Consider the following 19,350-nt stretch of genomic DNA (forward strand, 5'->3'; position numbering starts at 1 on the left):
GGGTTGGGCAGCTCGCCCCGGAAGCGGTAGGTGGCGCCCGCGCGCGTCTGGTGGCCCCAGCCCCGGGAGCGCAGGTGGAAGAGCAGGTCGTGCGGCTCCCACTGGCGCAGGGCGGTGAGCGTCGCCTCCGACGCCGGCACGTCCAGTCCTTCCGGCACGAGGATGCCCGTCTCCGCCAGCAGGCGCACCAGCTCCCGGAGCGTCACGGACTCGATGCCGGTGTTGAACTGGTTGAGCCGCGCCAGCAGCGTGGGGCGCGCCATGTCGAACAGCAGCGACACCACGCGCCGGTCATGCAGCACCGCGGTGGCGTGCACGGTGGGACAGTCCAGCACCGCGTGTCCCGCCGCCATGCGCGTGTGCGCGAAGCGGGACAGTTGCAGCGGCACCAGCGCGTCGAACGTCGCGCGGCGCCGCAGGAAGGACGCGGACGCCGGCGTCAGCGTCATGAGCAGGTTGCCGCGCTCCTCCACCGTCCACGACAGCAGGCCCCCGTCACCGGCCAGGTCCAGCCAGTACCACGCGAGCGAAGCGTCCGAGCCCGCCGCGGCCGGCACCTCCGTCTCCTGGATGCCTCCGTCCGCCAGCGACTCGAAGACAGCGCGCACACCCGGGGCCAGCACGCCCAGGCGCAGCGAGCGGCCCGGACCTTCCACGCGCGCGTCCTCCGCTTCGGGGCAACGCAGCGCCACGCCTTCGGCGAGCGACAGTCTCATTCAAGCGGCCTCACGGTTCCGCACCGTAGAACCGAGTCGGGTTTTCCCAGAGAACCTTTCGTAGACGACTTTCGGGTATCCGGTCACGCAAGGACAGCAGGGAACCCAAGACGTCCTCCTCATGGTCCAGATGTGGGAAGTCGCTTCCGAACAGCAGCCGCTCTTCCGGCAGATGTCGCATCATGTCAGGCAGGTAGGGCTCATCCGGCTCCACGGAGACAAAGCAGTGTTGGCGCAGGTAGGCGGATGGAGGTTGTCGGATGGTGGCGGAGACCTCGGCACCCACGGCGCGGTACTCCGCGTCCAGGCGCCAGGACCAGTAGGGCAACCAGCCACAGCCGGCCTCCATCGCGCCGATGCGCAGGGCGGGGTGGCGCTCCAGCACGCCGCCCTGCAGGAGCGCGAGCAGCCCCATCATCAGCTCCATGGGGTGGGCGCAGGCGTGGTTGGCGAAGCGCGTGTCGAAGCGGTCCGCGCCCGCTGACGGCACGTAGACGTGGCCGCTGCCGTGCAGCACCACGGCGATGGAGCGGGCCTCGCACTCGGACCAGAACGGCTCATAGGCCGCGTCGGACAGCAGCCGGCCGCCAATGGGATTGGGCCGCACCATCACCGCGCCCCAGCCGAAGCCCGCCACGCGCCGCACCTCCGCCACCATGGCCTCCGGTTCGTGGCGGCTGATGAGCCCCACGCCGCGCAGGCGCTCCGGGTTCAGCGCGCAGAAGCCGTGCAGCCACGTGTTGTAGACGGACGCGAAGGCGGAGGCCACGCGCGGCTTGAGCGGCCAGAAGCCCTCCAGGAGCAGCGCGTACGTGGGGAAGAGCGCCGCCCGGTCCACGCCCGTGCGGTCCATCTCCGCCAGGTACACGTCCGGCCGCGCCAGGAGTTCATTGCGGCCCAACTGCTTGTAGGAGCGCGCGGAGAACTCCAGCCAGGCGCGCTCCGGCATGTGGTTCCACAGCGCCTTGCCGTCCACCTCCGGCAGGGGCTGCACGGGCAGCAGGCCCTGGGGGCCCAGCCGCTCCAGCCGCTCCTGGAGGGACTCGTCCGGGAGGCGTCCCGGCCGGGGCGCGTGCTTGCGCAGCGCGGGCTCCAGGTGCTCCGCCCAGAGGCTGAGCGGCTCCAGGACGTGGCGGTCCGCGTCGAAGATGGGGAAGCCGTCACGCATCGCTCACCGTCCCCAGCTCGCGAGCTCGTCGCGCACGTCCTTGAGCAGCGCTTCCAGCAGGCCGGTGCGCCGGGCCTGGGTGCGCAGGGCGTGTTCCTCGTCGTGGGCCATGGCGCCGGGGTGTCCGCCGCGCGCCGCCACCGCCGCGTCGCACAGCTCGCGCAGGAACTCATGGTGCTGCGGCTCAATCGTCTGGAAGCCCTCGCCCCAGCGGGAGACGAAGTCCACCAGCACCTCGCGCGACGCCTCGGGCACGTCGCGGCGGTCGGGCAGGTCGCGGCTCAGGCGCACGTACAGGTCCGGGAAGACGTCGCGCATCGCGGTGGCGAAGGTGGGCGGCACGTAGACGGGCTGCGTGTCCGGGATGAAGTCGCCCTTGCGCTCCGCGTCCAGCACGGCGTCGAAGTCGGTGAAGAGCCGCTCGTGCCGGCGGCGCTCGTTCTGGTTGCGCGCGAGGAAGAACACCGTGCGCGGCAGCATCGCGGGCGCGGTGCGGCGGACCTCCCGGAGCGTGTCGCCCAGCGCGGTGCGCTCGGCGGACGTCAGGGCCCACGCGTCGGTGGCCTCGCGCAGGAAGCGGTCGGTGACGGCCTCCGGCCACTCCGGTTCCACCACGCGGGGCGGACGCTGGATGCCGGCGATGAAGCCCCGGATGCGCTCGCAGGCGGCGTCCCATGTGGACAGCCGCTCCACCAGGTCGCGGAACCCTTCGAGGAGCTGGGGCCGCGTCATGCCCAGGGGCATCACGTTGAGCACGATGGCGCCCCGGTCGCGCGACTGCGCCTTGCGGGGCGTGGCGAGCCGGCCCTCCGCGCGCAGCCGTGTCCACAGCTTCGTGCCGCGCGGCGCCTGGAGGGGCGCGACCACCACCCACGGCAGGTGCGAGCGCTGGATGTTCGCGTGCAGCGAGTCGAACACCGCGGGCGTGTCGTGATCGAACCCGACGATGAAGCTGCCCCGGGGCCCGATGCCGTGCGCCTGAATCTTCAGCAGGTCGCCGATGAGGTCCGCGCGCACGTTCTGGTGCTTCTGCGCTTCCTTGAGCGCGTCGGCGTCAAAGGACTCGATGCCGAGCACGACGGTGTAGAAGTTGGCGTCCGCCATGCCTTCCAGCAGCGCCGTGTCGCGGCTCAGGTTCATCGTCACCTGGGTGAAGAAGCGCAGCGGGCGGGGCAGGGCGCGGTTGAGCGGCACCAGCCCCGCGAGCACCTCCTTCGCGTAGCCCGCGTCGCCAATGAACTCGTCGTCCGCGAAGAACACGCCCTCCGCGCCGAGCGCCGCGTGGGCCCGGACCTCGTCCAGCACCTGGGCCACCGGCTTGTGCCGCTGCTTGCGGCCGTACAGGTAGATGACGTCGCAGAAGGAGCAGTCGAAGGGGCAGCCGCGCGTGGTCTGCACGGAGCCCCAGGCATAGCGCGGGAAGTCCGCGGCGATGCCGTCCCAGCGCGGCGGAGGGCTCTCGCTCAGGGCGGGCTTTTCAATCTGCCGGTACTCCGGCGCGTACTCGCCCTGGAGGTAGTCCGCGAGGAAGCGCGGCCAGGTGCGCTCCGCCTCGTTGACGAAGAGCGCGTCGAAGAAGCCCCGGTAGTCCTCCGGCGCGGCGGAGACGGCGGGGCCTCCCGCGACGACGGTGGCGCCCCGGTCCCGGAAGAAGCCCCCCAGGAAGCGCGCCTGGTAGGTGAGGGCGGAGTACATCACCGACACGCCGACGATGTCGTAGTCCGCAAGCTCCGTGTCCACGCGGAGCTGTCCGTGCAGCTCCTCGTCCCAGATGTCCACGCTGAAGGTGTCGGGCGTGAGCGCCGCGAGCGTCGCGCAGGCCAGCGGCGTCATCGTCGCGCGCTTCACGAGCCCGCGCTCCGGGTCGAAGTCCTCCGTCTCCCGGTCGACGTGCCGTCGGTCCGGTCCGCACTGGACCAGCAGGATGCGGGGCCTGGGAGGGGAGGGCGACAAGGCGGAGGAACGCTCAGAAGTAGAAGGGCACGGGGTTGAGCTGCGCTTCGGTCAGCGGCGCGGACAGCCAGCCCATCCGCACCGGTACGTCATACAGCCGGCCGGGGCCCAGGCGGGGCCAGAAGTGTCGCAGGCCCGGCACGATGACCTTCACCGCCGACAGGCCCACATCCGGCCGCCCCTGGTCCACCACCAGCACCTCCATGCCCGCGCGTGCGGCGCGCGCGACGCACTCCGTCACGTCGTCACGCAGGTCGTCATGCCATACGCGTGGGAAGTCGGAGCACACGCGCGCAGCGGCCGCTTCGTCGGGAAGCAGCCACGAGGGGTCCGCGTGCGCGCCCAGGTCCCAGGGCGATGCGGACGTGTCCTTCGGGTCGTAGCACTGGGCCACTTCCGTGAGCGCGCGCTGCACGGCGAGCTTCGCGTCGAAGTGACAGCCGCACCCGGCCCAGGCCCTGCCACGCGCCGGGGACCACACGAGCGCGGCGAACACCGGGATGCCCAGGTCGTGCGTGAGGTCGAGCACCCACAGCCGCAGCCCCAGCGTCCGGTAGTGCGCCTCCACCGACGTGAACCAGGGCTCGTCGAAGCTCTGCAACTCCACCCGGGGACGGCGCAGGCGGTTGTACCACCAGAGCGCCACCGCATCGCGCTCCACCAGCTCCAGGAACCCCTGGAGGATGGCCTCCTCCACGCAGTTGCCGGCCGCGTTCCCGTTGGAGTTGAAGAGGCAGAAGGGGCCGTCGGCGGGCGTGGGCGCGAAGAGGTACGCGAACGACGTGGGCACGTAGCGGCGCGCGTCGTGCGTGAGCGACCACGCGGGGCTCCAGTCCATCGGCTGGTCCTCGTAGGGCCGGGGGATGGCGGTGCGCGCGTCGCGGTGTGTCGCTCCGTCCGGCCGCTTCGCGAACTGCGCGGCGCTGAAGTGCTGGAGCACGTCCGGAAGCACGGCCTGCGCGCCCAGGGATGACGCGGTGGCGTGGACGCGGGGCTCGTCGCCCTGGAACACGGCGCTGTAGCGCTCCAGGGCCTCGCCCAACGCACCCGCGCGGGCCTGGACTTCCGTGCGGCCCTTGCCGCTGGCCACGCGGTGGAAGTCGTCGGAGGCCGGCGCGTCCGTCCACGGGCACACGCGGAAGAGGGCGGACTGGATGTGGCCCAGCGGTGCATCCCCCGGCACCGCGCGCAGGTCGCTCACTACGCCCGTCACCGGGCTCACGAGGTGGCGGTGGCGCTCCCAGGTCTCCTCGGGCGTGAGGACGCGGTGCCCGCCATCGTCGGTGAAGCGCTTGGGGCGTGAGGCCAGCACCAGCGGCTGTCGCGCGCGCGCTTCCATCCAGCCGGGGTCGCCGCAGTCCGGACACTGCGGACGTCGCGTCACGGCGTGCGAGTCCAGCGTCCAGGTGGCGAAGTCGAGCGTCCACAGCCGCGTGTGACGGGCCTCCGCCGTGTCGCCCTCCACCACCCAGCGCGCCACGAGCGTCGCCGCGAAGGACAGCCCCGCCTGCGCCGTCGTGGGCAGTCCGGTCCGCGCGGGCCGCGTCGGGGCTTCCCGCCGCGCGAGGTACTGCTCGATGGGGCGGTTGCCGCGCAGGCGCGAGGCGAGGCACGTCCAGCATGCGCCGTCCCCGGGGGCGAAGACGGGGCCCGCATGGCACGCGGTGCCCGCGACCTTCACCGGCAGGAACACCGCCCCGGCGCTCCGGGCCGCTCGCGCGAGCGCGAGTGCTTCCGGGGACAGGTAGTCGTCCACCAGCAGGATGTGGCGGTCCGCTTCCTCGCGCACGTCCAGGCCGGTGTCCCGCAGGGCGTCCACCAGCCGCTCGGCGTCCTCGCCCGCGACGGCGCGCACGGCGACGGGCGTGTCCAGCAGCCGTTCGGCCGCGCGCGCCGCGTCGATGCCCAGCGACTCCCAGAAGCCGGCGACCTCCGCGTCGAACACGTCGTCCGCGGTCTCCACGTGTCCACGCTCCTCCAGGAGCGACAGCACGTAGAGCACCTCCGGCGCGGAGACCTGTCCTTCCAGCGCGGTGATGATCTGGGCCACGGTGCGCTGGCCGTCCAGCAGGGGCACGACGCGCGCGTGCGGGGAACCCTCCAGCAGGAACTGGGCGCGTTCACCGACAAGGAAGACGCGCCGCGAATCGAGCACCTCGGCGCGCAGGTGGGGCTTGAGGCGGAGGACTCGGTTCATGGGCGGGGGCGCGAGCCTACCTGTGGCGCGGGGCGGTGGATACGACCCGGACGGTGCGTGGGGGCGTGCGTGGTAGAAAGCCGCGCATGGCCCGCATCCCCCCGGCGCAGCGCGAGCGAGTGTTTCCCTTCCCGGTGCCCCTTCCCCTCCGGGTTCGTGCCCTCAAGGGCCCCGTGAAGCTCACCCTGCTGCTGCGCCCCGCGGTGCCCCTGCCGACGGTGGAGGCGCTGTGCGAGGAGCCTCCGCCCCGTCCGCTCACCCACGAGGAGTTCGAGGCGAAGTACGGCACGGCGAAGAAGGACCTGGCCGCCGTGGAGCGCTTCGCCAAGGCGTTCCATCTGCGCGTGGTTTCCGTGCAGCGCGACCGGGGCTTCGTGCAGCTCGAAGGTTCGCCCACCGCCATCCGCAAGGCCTTCAGCGTGGACCTCAAGGGCTACCAGTTGGGGAAGCTGTCGTTCCTGAGCCACACGAAACCCCTCGCGATGCCGCGCCCCCTGCGCGGCGTCGTGGAGTGGGTGTTCGGCCTGGACACGCGGCCGCTGGTCACCCACAGCTCCGCGTCACCGCCCGTCCCCGTGACGCAGGCGGAGGATGCCGGGCTGCGCTCGTATCCGGCCGCGCAGGTGGCGCGCCTCTACCGCTATCCCCCGACGCAGGGCGAGGGCCAGTGCGTGGGCATCATCGAGCTGACGGGCGGCTACAGGCAGGAGGACCTCACCGAGTACCTGTCCTGGATGGGCGTGACGCGCGAGGCGCCGGTGAACGTGGGGCCCAACAAGCCGACCTTGAGCGTCAGCTCCAACGCGGAGGTCACCATGGACGTGGAGCTGGTGTCCTCGGTGTGCCCCAAGGCGCGCGTCGTCGTCTACAACGCGGGCTCCAAGGACTACTCGCTGGGCGACTACCACCGCGCCTTCGCCATGGCCATCAGCGACCGGACGAACCGGCCGTCGGTGCTGACCAGCAGCTGGTCCTTCTATGAAGGCTCCCTCATCCAGCCGGACGAGGAGGCCGCCTTCGAGCGGCTCTTCAAGGAAGCGGCGCTCCTGGGCATCACCGTGTGCGCGGCCTCCGGGGACCTGGGCTCGCAGGTGCCCGTGAAGGGCGGCTCACCCACGGACGCCATCACCGTGGCGGCGCCCAGCTATCCCGCCGCGAGCGCGCTGGTGCTGGGCTGCGGCGGCACGACGCTCGAAGCCGACGGGGACCGCATCCTCCACGAGCAGGTGTGGAACCGCCTGGGCGAGGCCATGTCCATGGGCGCCCTGGGCTTCACCGTGTCGGCCGGCGCGAGCAGCGGCGGGGTGAGCACGATGAACGCGCTGCCCCCGTACCAGAACGGCATGAACGTGCCCGTGCAGGTGAACACCACCTGGAAGGGCGGCGTGTTCCAGCTCACGTCGAGGACGCCGGGGCGGGGCGTGCCCGACGTCGCGGCCAACGCCGACCTGCACACCGGCTATCAAATCGTCTTCAAGGGGCAGCGCGGGGTCGCCGCGGGCACCAGCGCCGCCGCGCCGATGTGGGCCGCGCTCCTCACCCTCATCAACGAGGGGCTGGGGGAGCGCGTGGGCTTCCTCAACCCCCGCCTGTACACGCTGGTGCGCCAGGGCGCGCCCGTCGTCCACCGCATCACCCGGGGTGGCAATGGCGCGTACTTCGCCAGCGCGGACGCCGTGTGGAATGCGTGCACCGGCCTGGGCACGCCGGACGGTGAGGCGCTGCTCGCGGGCCTGCGCGGGCTGAAGGGCCACGAGGCCTGACGGACGCGCGCGTCGCTAGAGCGCTTCGTCGGAGATGAGCAGCTTCTGGCGGAGCGCCTTGTCGCGCGCGTCCAGCCGGGCCTGCTGCTCCGGCTTGAGCGTCTGCTTGCCCCGGCCCACGCCGCCCTTGAAGACGAAGCCCTGGCCTGGATCCAGGGGCTCGTGCCGAGACAGCCGGGGGTCGAACCGGGCGTCGTGCTGCTTCATGTATTCGAAGCCCGTCTTCTCCATCAGCAGGGGCAGGTCCTCGTCCTGGACGGGCGCGCCCAGGAAGGCGCCAATGCGGCGCAGGCACGCTTCCCGGTCGGCGACGAGGTCCGCGTACCGCACGTGCAGCACGTTCGGATCCGCGCGGTGCGGCCACCACGAGGCCAGGTGCCGGCCCCATTCGTTGGCTCGCAGCGAGTGCTGGACATAGCGATCGAAGTCGATGCGCTGACCCTGCATCAGGCAGTCGTGCTGGTAGCGCGACAGCAGGCTGTCCGAGGCGACGCGCGTGACGTAGATGATGCGGCAGGCCGCGGGAGGCCGCAGCACGCCGTAGGTCAGGTGGGTCTTGAAGACGCGCGGCGCGGGCATGGCGTCCAGCAGCCGCTCCGCGTGCGGGATGAGCGACATCACGTCCACGAAGGGAGCCACCTGGTCGATGTGCTGGAACTCGCCCCGGCCCCGCGTGAGCAGCTGGAAGACGATCTGCTGCGTCCACGTCGTCCCCGCCTTGGGCGCGGTGGCGATGAAGATGTCCGTGGGCTGGGGCTTGAGCCACACGTAGCGCATGCGCGACCAGCGCACGGCGTCGAACAGCATCTGGTGGACGCCCTTGAGCGTGGCGAGGAACGTCGCCAGGGCGTTCAACACCGCTCTCAACACGGGACGGGTGGGACGGGGGGCCATGGCCGGCGATTCTATGTGCCGTCCGGCCCGCCGCGCCTCACCCGACCTGCGCCCCGCGCTACTCCAGGATCCGCTCCATCCGCAGGAAGGGCCGCTCGGCCGGAATGTTCCGGCTGCGGCAGACTTCCAGGAACTTGTTCGATTCGATCATCTGGGGCGCCGTCTCGTCGTACTGGAGCACCATGACGTGGCGCAGCCAGGGCTCCTGGCCCATGGCGTAGACGAAGGACTCGCGCGGCTTCAGGTGGTTGAGGATCTCCGTGGCGCGCGCGGAGTCGGAGCCGTTGAGCCGGCGCGACTGGTCCATCTTGCGCGGCAGGGGATTGCTGAGCAGCGGGCCGTACATCCAGCTCATCGGGCCGCCCTCGCACTCCATGCCCAGGTAGAGCGCGTCCAGCGGGCCCACCAGCTCCTGGAGGTGTTCGTACATGCGGGGCTCCAGCGCGTTGGAGTCCGCGGCCATCAGCATCGCGCGGCCGCCCAGGCGGACCAGGTGCGCCGTCTTCGCCTGCACGGACAGGTCGCTGTGCTCGCCGATGAAGGGAATGCCCATCAGCGAACCGCCGGGGATGCGGATCTCCTGCAGGTCGTCGATTTCAACGACGTTGCGGAAGCCCGTCTTCTCCAGCATCAGGCGCAGCGACGGATCCGCCAGCGAGAACGAGTTGGAGCGGGGCACGACGATGGTCCCGATGCGGTGACGCAGCTGGATGAGCGTCTCCATCATCAGGTGGTCGGCGTGGCCGTGGGTGATGAGGACGTAGTCGATCTTCTCCGGCAGGTCCGCGTGGGTGAAGCGCGCGTGCTCGGTGGGGAACTCGTAGCTGATGACGGGGTCGGTGAGGACGGACACCTCGCGCGTCTCCATCAGCACGCACGCGTGACCGAAGTAGCGCACGCGTACGCCCGGCCCCGTGTAGGGCTCCGGCTTGCGGGGGGCCACGTCCGTGAAGAGGTCCGCGAACGCGTCCGCCGCGGAGGTCGGCACGCCCAGCATCTCCGCCACCTGCCCGGGGCTGCCCGGCGTGTGACGCATGCGGAAGAGGGCGTCCAGGCCCTCGTGCCGGAAGGGCACCTGGAGCCACAGCGGCGTGTCCCCTTCGAGCCGGGGCGTGCTGAAGACATACTTGCGCGCGTCTCCCGTGACGCGCATCAGCGACACGCTCTGCGACGACTCCTTGTACAGGCTGCTGCGGTAGAGCAGCGGCTCCATGATGCGGGCGTTGGCCCGGTGGGCCAGGTCGTACGTCAGCTCCACGTAGCCCCGGAGCATGTCCGGCACCTTCGCGTAGAGCGGCTCCAGCGACTCACCCTTGGAGCTGGCGAGCAGCTGCTCCAGGTCCGCCAGCGCCTTGGTGTAGGCCAGGAAGTCCGCGTGGTCCTTCGTGGTGCGATCCAGCAGCGCCTTCACGTCCCCCACGCGCGACACGGGGTGGTTGATGAACGGGCCGCCCATCAGCGCCGGGTTCTGGAGCGCGGCGACGTGCACGTCCGGGTTCGCCACGAACGACTGCATCAGCTTCAGGTGCAGGCGCGAGACGAACAGCGGCGCCGTCGCGGGCGACAGCAGGTACCACCAGACGTACCACTGGTTGAACAGTGGCTCGATGGCGACATCGGGCTTCAGGTACATGGGGCGCTCGAGCATGGGGAGGTCTCGCGGGGGGCTTCCGGGACGTTTTGACCCGGAGCGGATGGGATGTTGCTGCCAGTGCTAGGGAGCAGGCATCCGGCTTCCTCCGGAGGCGCTCGCGTCCCGCCAATGTTGATGATTCCCTCGGTGACTTCAAGGCGGTAACACGCCGCCTGGGCCCGCGACTTCTCGGATTCCTTCCTGCGCGCGGGGGATTTCTACCCTCCGGTTCCAGGGAAGCCGGGGCTGTCATTGAGTTCGCATACAGATTCCCAGCGAAAAGCAAGAAGCACCGGCATGACATTTCTCGCTGGGTTTGTTTGCGGATACAATTCGCCCACTTGTGCGTGGGCCGGACCATCCCCCCGGTTCAGGTCCTGCACCGCCAACCATCCAGAGGAAGTCCACCATGCTTTTGGCGAGCCATGCGCCGGCCTATGCGACCTTGCTGGACCTCATCGACGAGAGGGCCCGGCAGGGGGCGGAGAGGCGGCTCTACACCTTCCTGGAGGAGGGTGAGGAGACGGCGCTGACGTTCGCGGGGTTGCGCGAGCGGGCGCGGGCGATCGCCGCCACGCTGCAGGCGCATGGCGGGGCCGGGGAGCGGGTGGTGCTGCTGTATCCGCCCGGGCTGGATTACGTGGCGGGGTTCTTCGGGTGCCTGACCGCGGGGGCGGTGGCGGTGCCCGCGTATCCGCCGGATCCGTCCCGGCTGGAGCGCACGTTGCCCCGGCTGCGGGCCATCATCCAGGACGCGCGCGCGACGGTGGTGTTGACGACGTCGTTCGTGCTGTCGATGGCGGAGTTCCTGTTCGAGCAGGCCCCGGAGCTGCGGGGCGTGAAGTGGCTGGCGACGGACGACCTGCCCACCGACGCGGCGGGCTCCTGGAAGGCGCCGGACCTGAAGTCCGACTCGCTGGCGTTCCTCCAGTACACGTCCGGCTCCACGGGCACGCCCAAGGGCGTGATGCTCACGCACGGCAACCTGGTGCACAACCTGGGGCTCATCCACCACGCCTTCGAAACGCGCAACGACAGCGTGGCCGTCATCTGGCTGCCGCCGTACCACGACATGGGGCTCATCGGCGGCATCATGCAGCCGCTGTTCGGGGGCTACCCTGCGGTGCTCATGTCGCCCTTGAGCTTCCTCAAGCGGCCCATGGCGTGGATGGAGGCGGTGAGCCGCTATGGGGGCACCGTCAGCGGCGGGCCGAACTTCGCCTTCGACCTGTGCGTGCGCAAGAGCACGCCCGAACAGCGACAGGCGCTGGACCTGAGCCGCTGGGAGGTCGCCTTCACCGGGGCGGAGCCCATCCGCCCGGAGACGCTGGACCGCTTCATGGAGGCGTTCGGCCCCAGCGGCTTCAAGCGCGAGGCGTTCTACCCCTGCTACGGGCTGGCGGAAGGGACGCTCATCGTCTCCGGAGGCCAGAAGTCGGCGCCGCCGCTGTCGATGACCCTGTCGGCCAGCGCGCTGGAGCAGCACCGCGCGGAGGAGACCGGCGTCAACGACGCGGGGGCCCGGACGCTGGTGGGCTGCGGGCAGACGATCCTGGATCAGCGCATCGCCATCGTGGATCCGGAGACGCGCGAGCGGCGCGCGCCCGGGATGGTGGGTGAAATCTGGGTGTCCGGCCGGAGCGTGGCCACGGGCTACTGGGGCCGCGAGGACTCGAGCCACGACACGTTCCAGGCGCGCATCGCGCAGGAGGACTCGCTGCCGTACCTGCGCACGGGCGACCTGGGCTTCCTGCGGCCCGACGGTGAGCTGTACGTCACCGGCCGGCGCAAGGATCTGATCATCCTGCGTGGCCGCAACCACTACCCCCAGGACATGGAGGCGACGGTGGAGGTGGGCCACCCGGCGCTGCGGCCCGGGGGCGGCGCGGTGTTCTCCGTGGACGTGGGCGGCGAGGAGCGCGCGGTCGTCGTGCAGGAGATCGACGTGCGCAAGCTGGGCGGCCTGCGCCAGCAGTTCGAGGCGGCGGACGCGGCCATCGGCGTCATCCGCCAGCGGCTGGCGGAGCTGCACGAGGTGCAGGCGTACGCGGTGGTGCTCATCGAACCGGGGAGCCTGCCCAAGACGTCCAGCGGCAAGGTGCAGCGCCATGCGTGCCGCGCCGGGTTCCTCACCGGCACGTTGCAGGAGGTGATGGCGTGGCGGGAGCCGCCGCCCGAGCCGCCCTCCGGCTCTGATCCGGGCTCCGGCCCTGGCCCTGGCTCAACGGGCCCCACGTCGTCCGGAGGCGCGTCGCGCGCGAGCACCGCGCCGGCCGCGGCGCCGGTGACGAAGGCGGGCGCGGAGACGGCGGAGGCGCTGGAGGCGTGGCTGCGCGACGTGGTGGCCCGGCACCTGCGCGTGCGGCGCGAGGAGCTGGATCTCCGGGCGCCGGTGACGCGCTACGGGCTGGACTCGCTGGCGGCGGTGGAGCTGGCGCACGAGGTCTCCACCGGCACGGGCCTGACGGTGCCCATGGAGCTGATGCTCCAGGGACCGAGCATCGCGTCCCTGGCGCGGCAGCTCGTCGCGCTCCGCGAGGCGCAGGGGCCGGGGCGGACCGCGCCGCGCCAACTGGACGTGACGGGCGACCGCGAGGTGTCCTTCTCGCAGGCGCGGCTGTGGTTCCTGGATCAGTACGCGCCGGGCGACGTGGCCTACAACCTGCCGGCGGCGGTGCGGCTGGAAGGGGCGCTCGACGTGGTCGCGCTGGAGGAGAGCCTCACGGCGCTCGCCGAGCGGCATGACGCGCTGCGGACCACCTTCCGCGCGCAGGAGGGCCGTCCGCTCCAGGTCATCGCTCCGCATGTGGCGCTGCCGTTGGAGCGCGTGTCGTTCGAGTCCCTGTCCGCGTCGGAGGGGGAGTCCGCGGCGGCATTGCGGGCGCAGGAGGAGGCACGCCGTCCGTTCGACCTGACGCGCGGGCCGCTGGTGCGCGCCACGCTGCTGACGCTGTCTCCGAACACGCACGTGCTGGTGCTGGTGATGCACCACGCGGTGTCGGACGGCGCGTCGATGGCGGTGCTCGTGCGCGAGCTGTCCGCGCTGTACGCGGCGCGGCGCGAGGGCCGGCCGTCGCCGCTGCCCGCGCTGCCGCTGCGCTACGCCGACTTCGCGGACTGGCAGCGGGAGGGGCTGGACGGGCCCGTGCTGGAGGCGCGGCTGAAGTACTGGAAGCAGCAGCTGTCCGGGGCGCCCCGGCTGCTGGAGCTGCCCACGGACCGGCCGCGTGCCGTCGTGCGGGACGTTCGCGGTGAGCGCCTGCCGGTGGTGCTGGACAGGGCGCTGACGGACGCGGTGAAGACGCTGGCGGTGCGTGAAGGGGTGACGCCCTTCATGGTGCTGCTCGCGGGCTTCCAGGCCGTCCTCGCGCGCCACGCGGGGCAGGACGACGTCAGCGTGGGCACGGCCATCGCGGGGCGGGAGCGCGCGGAGTTCCAGGGGCTGGTGGGCTTCTTCGTCAACACGCTGGTGATGCGCACCCGGCTGTCCGGCGCGCCCACGTTCCAGCAGTTGCTGGGGCGGGTGCGGGACACGGCGCTGGGGGCGTACGCGCACCAGGACGTGCCGTTCGAGAAGCTGGTGGAGGCGCTCCAGCCCGCGCGCGAGCGGGGCCACACGCCGCTGTTCCAGGTGATGTTCATCCTTCAGGGCGCGCAGGTGGGAGCGCCGGTGCTGCCCGGCCTCCAGTCGCGCCTGCTGGACGTCCACACCGGCACGGCGATGTTCGACCTGACGCTGTCGCTGGCGGAGTCCTCGCGGGGCCTGGAGGGCTTCCTGGAGTACGCCACCGACCTGTTCGACGCGGACACCGCGGCCCGGCTGTCCGGGCACCTGCGCGTGCTGCTCCAGGCCGCGGTCGCGGAGCCGTCGCGCCGGGTGGATGCGCTGCCGCTGCTGGACGCGGCGGAGGCGAAGCACCTGTCGGCGCTGGCGCAGGGGCCCGTCACCGACTTCCCGTCGGAGGCCACCATCGCGTCGCTGTTCGCGGCGCAGGTGCTCCGCACGCCGGACGCCGTGGCGCTCATCGTCGGGGACACCCGGCTGACGTACCGCGAGCTGCGGCAGCGGGCGCGGGCCGTGGCGCGGGAGCTGCGCGCGCGGGGCGTGGGCCCGGAGTCGGTGGTGGGCCTGTGCGTGGACCGCTCGGTGGAGCTGGCGGTGGGACTGCTGGGCATCCTGGAGGCGGGCGCGGCCTACCTGCCGTTGGATCCGGGCTACCCGGCGGAGCGGCTGGCGTCCATGTGGCAGGACTCCGGGGCGCGGGTGCTGGTGGGACCGCGCCACCTGGACGGCGTGCTCCCCGTGCCGGAGGGGCAGCGGCTGGTGTTGGAGGCGTCCCTGGACGCGAGTGTTTCGCCAGCCGGAGACTTCCCGGACGCGGCGCCTCGGGAGACGGACTCGGGGACGCTCGCGTACGTGCTCTACACGTCCGGTTCGACGGGGCGCCCCAAGGGCGTGCTGGTGCCGCACCGGACGGTGATGAACTTCTTCCGCGCGATGGACGCGCACGTGTCGCCGCGCTCGGGCACGTGGCTGGCGGTGACGAGCATCTCGTTCGACATCTCCGTGCTGGAGCTGCTCTGGACGTGGACGCGCGGCTTCCAGGTGGTGCTCGCGCCGGTGGGGCTGGAGCCTGTCGCGCTCGCCCAGACGTTGGAGCGTCACGCGGCCACGCACCTGCAATGCACGCCGTCGTATGCGCGCGCGCTCGTGGAGGAGCCTCGCGCGCTGGAGGCGCTCGGCGGGCTGGGGCAGATGCTGGTGGGCGGTGAAGCACTTCCGGGTGCGCTCGCGGCACGCTTGCGGGCACGGGTTCCAGTATTACTCAATATGTACGGACCCACCGAGACCACGGTGTGGTCCTCGACGCATCGCGTGGAGGCCGAGCGCTCCGGAACGGTGTCGTTGGGACGGCCGTTGGCGAACACCGGCCTGCACCTGCTGGACGCGCACCTGCGCCCCGTTCCCATGGGAGTGCCCGGCGAGTTGTTCATCGGCGGCGACGGCGTGGTGCGTGGCTACCTGGGCCGTCCGGACCTGACGGCGGAGCGCTTCGTTCCGGATGCGTTCGGTGGGACGCCGGGCGCTCGGCTGTACCGCACGGGCGATCGCGCGCGGTGGCGCACGGACGGGACGTTGGAGTTCCTGGGCCGCGTGGACCATCAGGTGAAGGTGCGCGGCTTCCGCATCGAGCCGGGTGAGGTGGAGTCCGTCCTGGGGCAGCACGCGGGCGTCGCGGCCTCGGTGGTCGTCGCGCGCGAGGACGTGCCGGGAGACGCGCGGCTCGTGGCGTATGTGGTCGCGAAGCCCGGACAGACGCTGGGGGAGTCCGCGCTCCGGGAGCACGCCCGTCGCCTGCTGCCGGAGTCGATGGTGCCGTCCTCCGTGATGGTGCTGGACGCGCTGCCGCTCACGCCCAATGGCAAGGTGGACCGCGCCGCGCTGCCGGTCCCGGAGGCCCCGCGCGCGGAGCATGGCTTCGTGGCGCCGGGCACGCCCACGGAGTTGCTGCTCGCGGGCCTGTGGAGCCAGTTGCTGCGCGTGGAGTCGGTGGGACTGCGCGACGACTTCTTCGCGCTCGGAGGCCATTCACTGCTGGCCACGCGGTTGTCCTCGTCGGTCCGCGCGGCCTTCCAGGTCGAGCTTCCCGTGCGTGAGCTGTTCGACGCGTCCACGCTGGGCGCGCTGGCGGCGCGCATCGACGCCCTCCGTCTGGGTCAGGCCGGGGTGCTGGGGCCCGCGTTGCATGCGGTGCCGCGCGACGGTGCGCTGGTGCCGTCCTTCGCGCAGCAGCGCCTGTGGTTCCTGGAGCAGTTGGAGCCGGGCAATCCCGCGTACCACATCCCCGTGGCGGTGGAGCTGGACGGCGCGCTGGACGTGCACGCCCTGGAGCGCGCGTTCGAGGCGCTGGTGCAGCGGCACGAATCGCTGCGCACAATGCTGGTGGCGCCGGAAGGGCAGCCGTTCCAGGTCGTGGCCGCGCCTTCGCCGGTGCCGCTCGTGGGGAAGGATCTGTCGGCCCATGAGGACGCGGGCGCGGAGGTGCGGCGCCTGATGGCGGAGGAGGCGCGCCGTCCCTTCGACCTGGCGCGCGGACCGCTCCTGCGGCTCACGCTCCTGAAGTGCGCGCCCACGCGCCACGTGCTGCTGCTGACGATGCACCACGTCGTCTCCGACGGCGGCTCCATGCTGGTGATGGTGCGGGAAGTGGCCGCGCTCTACGAAGCCTTCGTGTCGGGGCACGCATCGCCGCTGCCGCCGCTGTCGCTCCAGCCCGCGGACCATGCGGCGTGGCAGCGGACGTGGCTTCAGGGAGAGACGCTGGAGGCCCAGCTTGCGTGGTGGCGGGCGAAGCTCGAGGGCTCGTCGCACGTGCTCGCGCTGCCCACGGACCGGCCGCGTCCGGTGGTCCAGACGGCCGCCGGGGCGACCCTCCCGGTGCACCTGTCGCCCGGGTTGACGGACGCCGTGCGCGCGCTGGCCCGGCGCGAGGGCGTGACGCCCTTCATGGTGCTGCTGGCGGCGTGGCAGGTGTTGATGGCGCGCCACGCGGGGCAGGACGACGTGCTCGTGGGCTCGCCGGTCGCGGGGCGCGATCGCGCGGAGCTGGAAGGGCTCATCGGCCTGTTCGTGAACACGCTCGTGCTGCGGGTGCGGGTGGGGGAGAATCCGTCGTTCCGGGAACTGCTCCAGCAGGTGCGTGAGACGACGCTGGGCGCATACGCGCATCAGGCGGTGCCGTTCGAGAAGCTGGTGGACGCGTTGCAGCCCCAGCGCGACCTGAGCCGGTCGCCGCTGTTCCAGGTGATGCTGGCGCTCCAGGAGGATCCGCTGCCGGAGCTGCGCCTGCCGGGGCTGTCGCTGCGGATGCTGGAGGAGGAGGGCGCGGGCGCGCAGTTCGACCTGAAGCTGTCGCTGACCGACGCGGCCTCCGGCTTCACGGGCACGCTGGAGTACAACACCGACCTCTTCGACGCGACGACGGTGGCGCGGTGGGCGGAGCACCTGGACGTGCTCCTGACGGCCGCCGTGGCCCATCCGGAGACGCGGGTGAAGTCGCTGCCGCTGATGTCCGTCGCGGAGCGCCACCTGCTGCTGGTGGACTGGAACGCCACGCACCGCGACTATCCGACCGACGTCACGCTGCACGGGCTGGTGGAGGCCCAGGTCGCGCGCACGCCGGACGCGGTGGCGGTGGACTTCGAGGGACTGCGGCTCACGTACCGCGAGCTGGATGCCCGGGCCAACCAGCTCGCGCACCATTTGCGGGAGCGCGGCGTGGGGCCCGAGGTGCGCGTGGGCGTCTGCGTGGAGCGCTCCCTGGAGCTGGTGGTCGCGCTCCTGGGCGTGCTCAAGGCGGGCGGCGCGTACGTGCCCATCGATCCGTCCGCCCCGGCCGAGCGCCTGACGTATCAGGTGGCGGACTCGGCGGTGGCGGTGCTGCTCACGCAGCGGCACCTGGTGGACCTGCTCTCCGTGGGGAGCACGCCCGTGGTGTGCCTGGACTCGGACTGGGCCCAGGTGGAGCGGTCGTCTTCGGCACCGGTGGTGTCGGGCGCGGGGCCGGAGCACTTGGCGTACGTCATCTACACGTCGGGAAGCACGGGCCGCCCGAAGGGCGCGATGAACACCCACGCGGGCATCTGCAACCGGCTGCTCTGGATGCAGGAGGCCTACGGGTTGGAGCCGCAGGACGTCGTGTTGCAGAAGACGCCCTTCAGCTTCGACGTGTCGGTGTGGGAGTTCTTCTGGCCGCTGATCACCGGAGCGCGGCTGCTGATCGCGCGGCCTGGAGGCCATCAGGACGCCGCCTACCTGGTGGACGTGATGGCGCGCGAGGGCGTCACGACGCTGCACTTCGTGCCGTCGATGCTCCAGGTGTTCCTGGAGGAGTCCGGGCTGGAGCGGTGCACGGCGCTCCGTCGCGTGGTGTGCAGCGGAGAGGCGCTGCCGCTGGAGCTGAAGGACCGCTGCCTGGAGCGACTGGGCGTGCCGCTGCACAACCTCTACGGCCCGACGGAGGCCGCGGTGGACGTGACCTTCTGGGCGTGCGAGCGCGACGACGGACGGCGCAGCGTGCCCATTGGCCGGCCGGTGGCGAACACGCAGATCCTCATCCTGGACGAGGCCCTGGAACCGGTGCCGGTGGGGCTCGCGGGCGAGCTGTACATTGGCGGTGTGCAGGTGGGCCGTGGCTACCTGGGGCGTCCGTCGCTGACGGCGGAGCGCTTCGTTCCCAATCCGCACGGGCCCGAGGGGACGCGGCTGTACCGCACGGGAGATCAGGCCCGCATCCTGGCCGACGGGAGCATCGAGTACCTGGGCCGCCTGGACTTCCAGGTGAAGGTGCGTGGCTTCCGCATCGAGCTGGGTGAAGTCGAAGCGGCGCTGGGCCAGTGCGAGGGCGTGCGCGAGAGCGTGGTGGTGGTGCGCGAGGACGCGCCCGGTATCAAACGGCTGGTGGCCTACGTCGTGGGACAGGCCGATGCGCGGGTGTCGGTGGACGGACTGCGCGCGGAGCTGAAGGCGAGGCTGCCGGAGTACATGGTGCCCGCTGCCTTCGTCGTCCTGGAGGCGCTGCCCCTGTCGTCGAACGGCAAGGTGGACCGCAAGGCGCTGCCCGCGCCGGAGGCGAGCACGGAAGCCAGTGAGTCCTACGAAGCGCCGAGGACGCGGACCGAGGAGACGCTGGCGGGAGTCTGGGCGCGGGTGCTGGGCGTGGAGCGGGTGGGCGTGCGCGAGAACTTCTTCGCGCTGGGCGGCGACTCCATCCTGAGCATCCAGGTGGTGGCGAAGGCGGGGCAGGCGGGGCTGAAGGTGACGCCGAAGCAGTTGTTCCAGCACCCGACGGTGGAGCAGTTGGCGAAGGTGGTGGAGGCGGTCCGAGGCTCGGTGGGAGAGCAGGGGCTGGTGGAGGGAGAGGCGGCGCTGACGCCTATCCAGCGGTGGTTCTTCGAGAAGGAGCTGCCGCAGGCGCACCACTTCAACCAGGCGGTGCTGCTGGAGGCGAAGGAAGGGGTGGAGG

Annotated in this window: 8 protein-coding genes; 2 read left to right on the forward strand and 6 right to left on the reverse strand. The window is 71.7% G+C overall.

The window, feature by feature from the left end; translation table 11 throughout:
• The 4 genes from D7X74_RS25865 to D7X74_RS25880 all read right to left on the reverse strand — a co-directional run.
• Nucleotides 1-716: hypothetical protein (locus D7X74_RS25865; RefSeq protein ID WP_199732836.1), on the reverse strand; the 716-nt coding region annotated here is incomplete at its 3' end.
• Nucleotides 717-726: 10 nt separating this feature from the next.
• Complete coding sequence (locus tag D7X74_RS25870) at nucleotides 727-1,884, reverse strand: amidohydrolase family protein (RefSeq protein ID WP_120535671.1); 1,158 nt, start codon at nucleotides 1,882-1,884, stop codon at nucleotides 727-729.
• A gap of 3 nt (nucleotides 1,885-1,887) precedes the next feature.
• Nucleotides 1,888-3,837 carry a radical SAM protein gene (locus tag D7X74_RS25875; RefSeq protein ID WP_120535672.1) on the reverse strand — a complete coding sequence of 650 codons (1,950 nt, stop codon included), beginning with the start codon at nucleotides 3,835-3,837 and terminating at the stop codon, nucleotides 1,888-1,890.
• Nucleotides 3,838-3,850: 13 nt separating this feature from the next.
• Nucleotides 3,851-6,034, reverse strand: coding sequence for a TOMM precursor leader peptide-binding protein (locus tag D7X74_RS25880; RefSeq protein ID WP_120535673.1), 2,184 nt, complete (start codon nucleotides 6,032-6,034; stop codon nucleotides 3,851-3,853).
• Between the two features lie 86 nt (nucleotides 6,035-6,120).
• Here D7X74_RS25880 and D7X74_RS25885 point away from each other — a divergent pair, with 86 nt between their 5' ends.
• Nucleotides 6,121-7,797 (forward strand): protease pro-enzyme activation domain-containing protein, encoded by a 1,677-nt coding sequence (locus tag D7X74_RS25885; protein WP_120535674.1) that lies wholly within the window; start codon nucleotides 6,121-6,123, stop codon nucleotides 7,795-7,797.
• Between the two features lie 15 nt (nucleotides 7,798-7,812).
• On the opposite strand, the gene D7X74_RS25890 is transcribed toward D7X74_RS25885, so the two are convergent.
• Complete coding sequence (locus tag D7X74_RS25890; RefSeq protein WP_120535675.1) at nucleotides 7,813-8,691, reverse strand: sulfotransferase domain-containing protein; 879 nt, start codon at nucleotides 8,689-8,691, stop codon at nucleotides 7,813-7,815.
• Nucleotides 8,692-8,749: 58 nt separating this feature from the next.
• Nucleotides 8,750-10,339, reverse strand: coding sequence for an MBL fold metallo-hydrolase (locus tag D7X74_RS25895; RefSeq protein ID WP_120535676.1), 1,590 nt, complete (start codon nucleotides 10,337-10,339; stop codon nucleotides 8,750-8,752).
• A 394-nt stretch (nucleotides 10,340-10,733) separates the two neighbouring features.
• Here D7X74_RS25895 and D7X74_RS25900 point away from each other — a divergent pair.
• Nucleotides 10,734-19,350 (forward strand): non-ribosomal peptide synthetase (locus D7X74_RS25900; RefSeq protein ID WP_120535677.1); only part of this gene is annotated, 8,617 nt, incomplete at its 3' end.

The organism is Corallococcus sp. CA047B (genome assembly GCF_003612065.1).
Lineage (GTDB): Bacteria > Myxococcota > Myxococcia > Myxococcales > Myxococcaceae > Corallococcus > Corallococcus praedator.

Excerpts from the sequence above, each read along its gene's own strand:
- D7X74_RS25885 (WP_120535674.1), top strand. The coding sequence starts at position 6,121 with ATGGCCCGCATCCCCCCGGCGCAGCGCGAGCGAGTGTTTCCCTTCCCG.
- D7X74_RS25890 (WP_120535675.1), bottom strand. The coding sequence starts at position 8,691 with ATGGCCCCCCGTCCCACCCGTCCCGTGTTGAGAGCGGTGTTGAACGCC.
- D7X74_RS25870 (WP_120535671.1), bottom strand. The coding sequence starts at position 1,884 with ATGCGTGACGGCTTCCCCATCTTCGACGCGGACCGCCACGTCCTGGAG.
- D7X74_RS25880 (WP_120535673.1), bottom strand. The coding sequence starts at position 6,034 with ATGAACCGAGTCCTCCGCCTCAAGCCCCACCTGCGCGCCGAGGTGCTC.
- D7X74_RS25895 (WP_120535676.1), bottom strand. The coding sequence starts at position 10,339 with ATGCTCGAGCGCCCCATGTACCTGAAGCCCGATGTCGCCATCGAGCCA.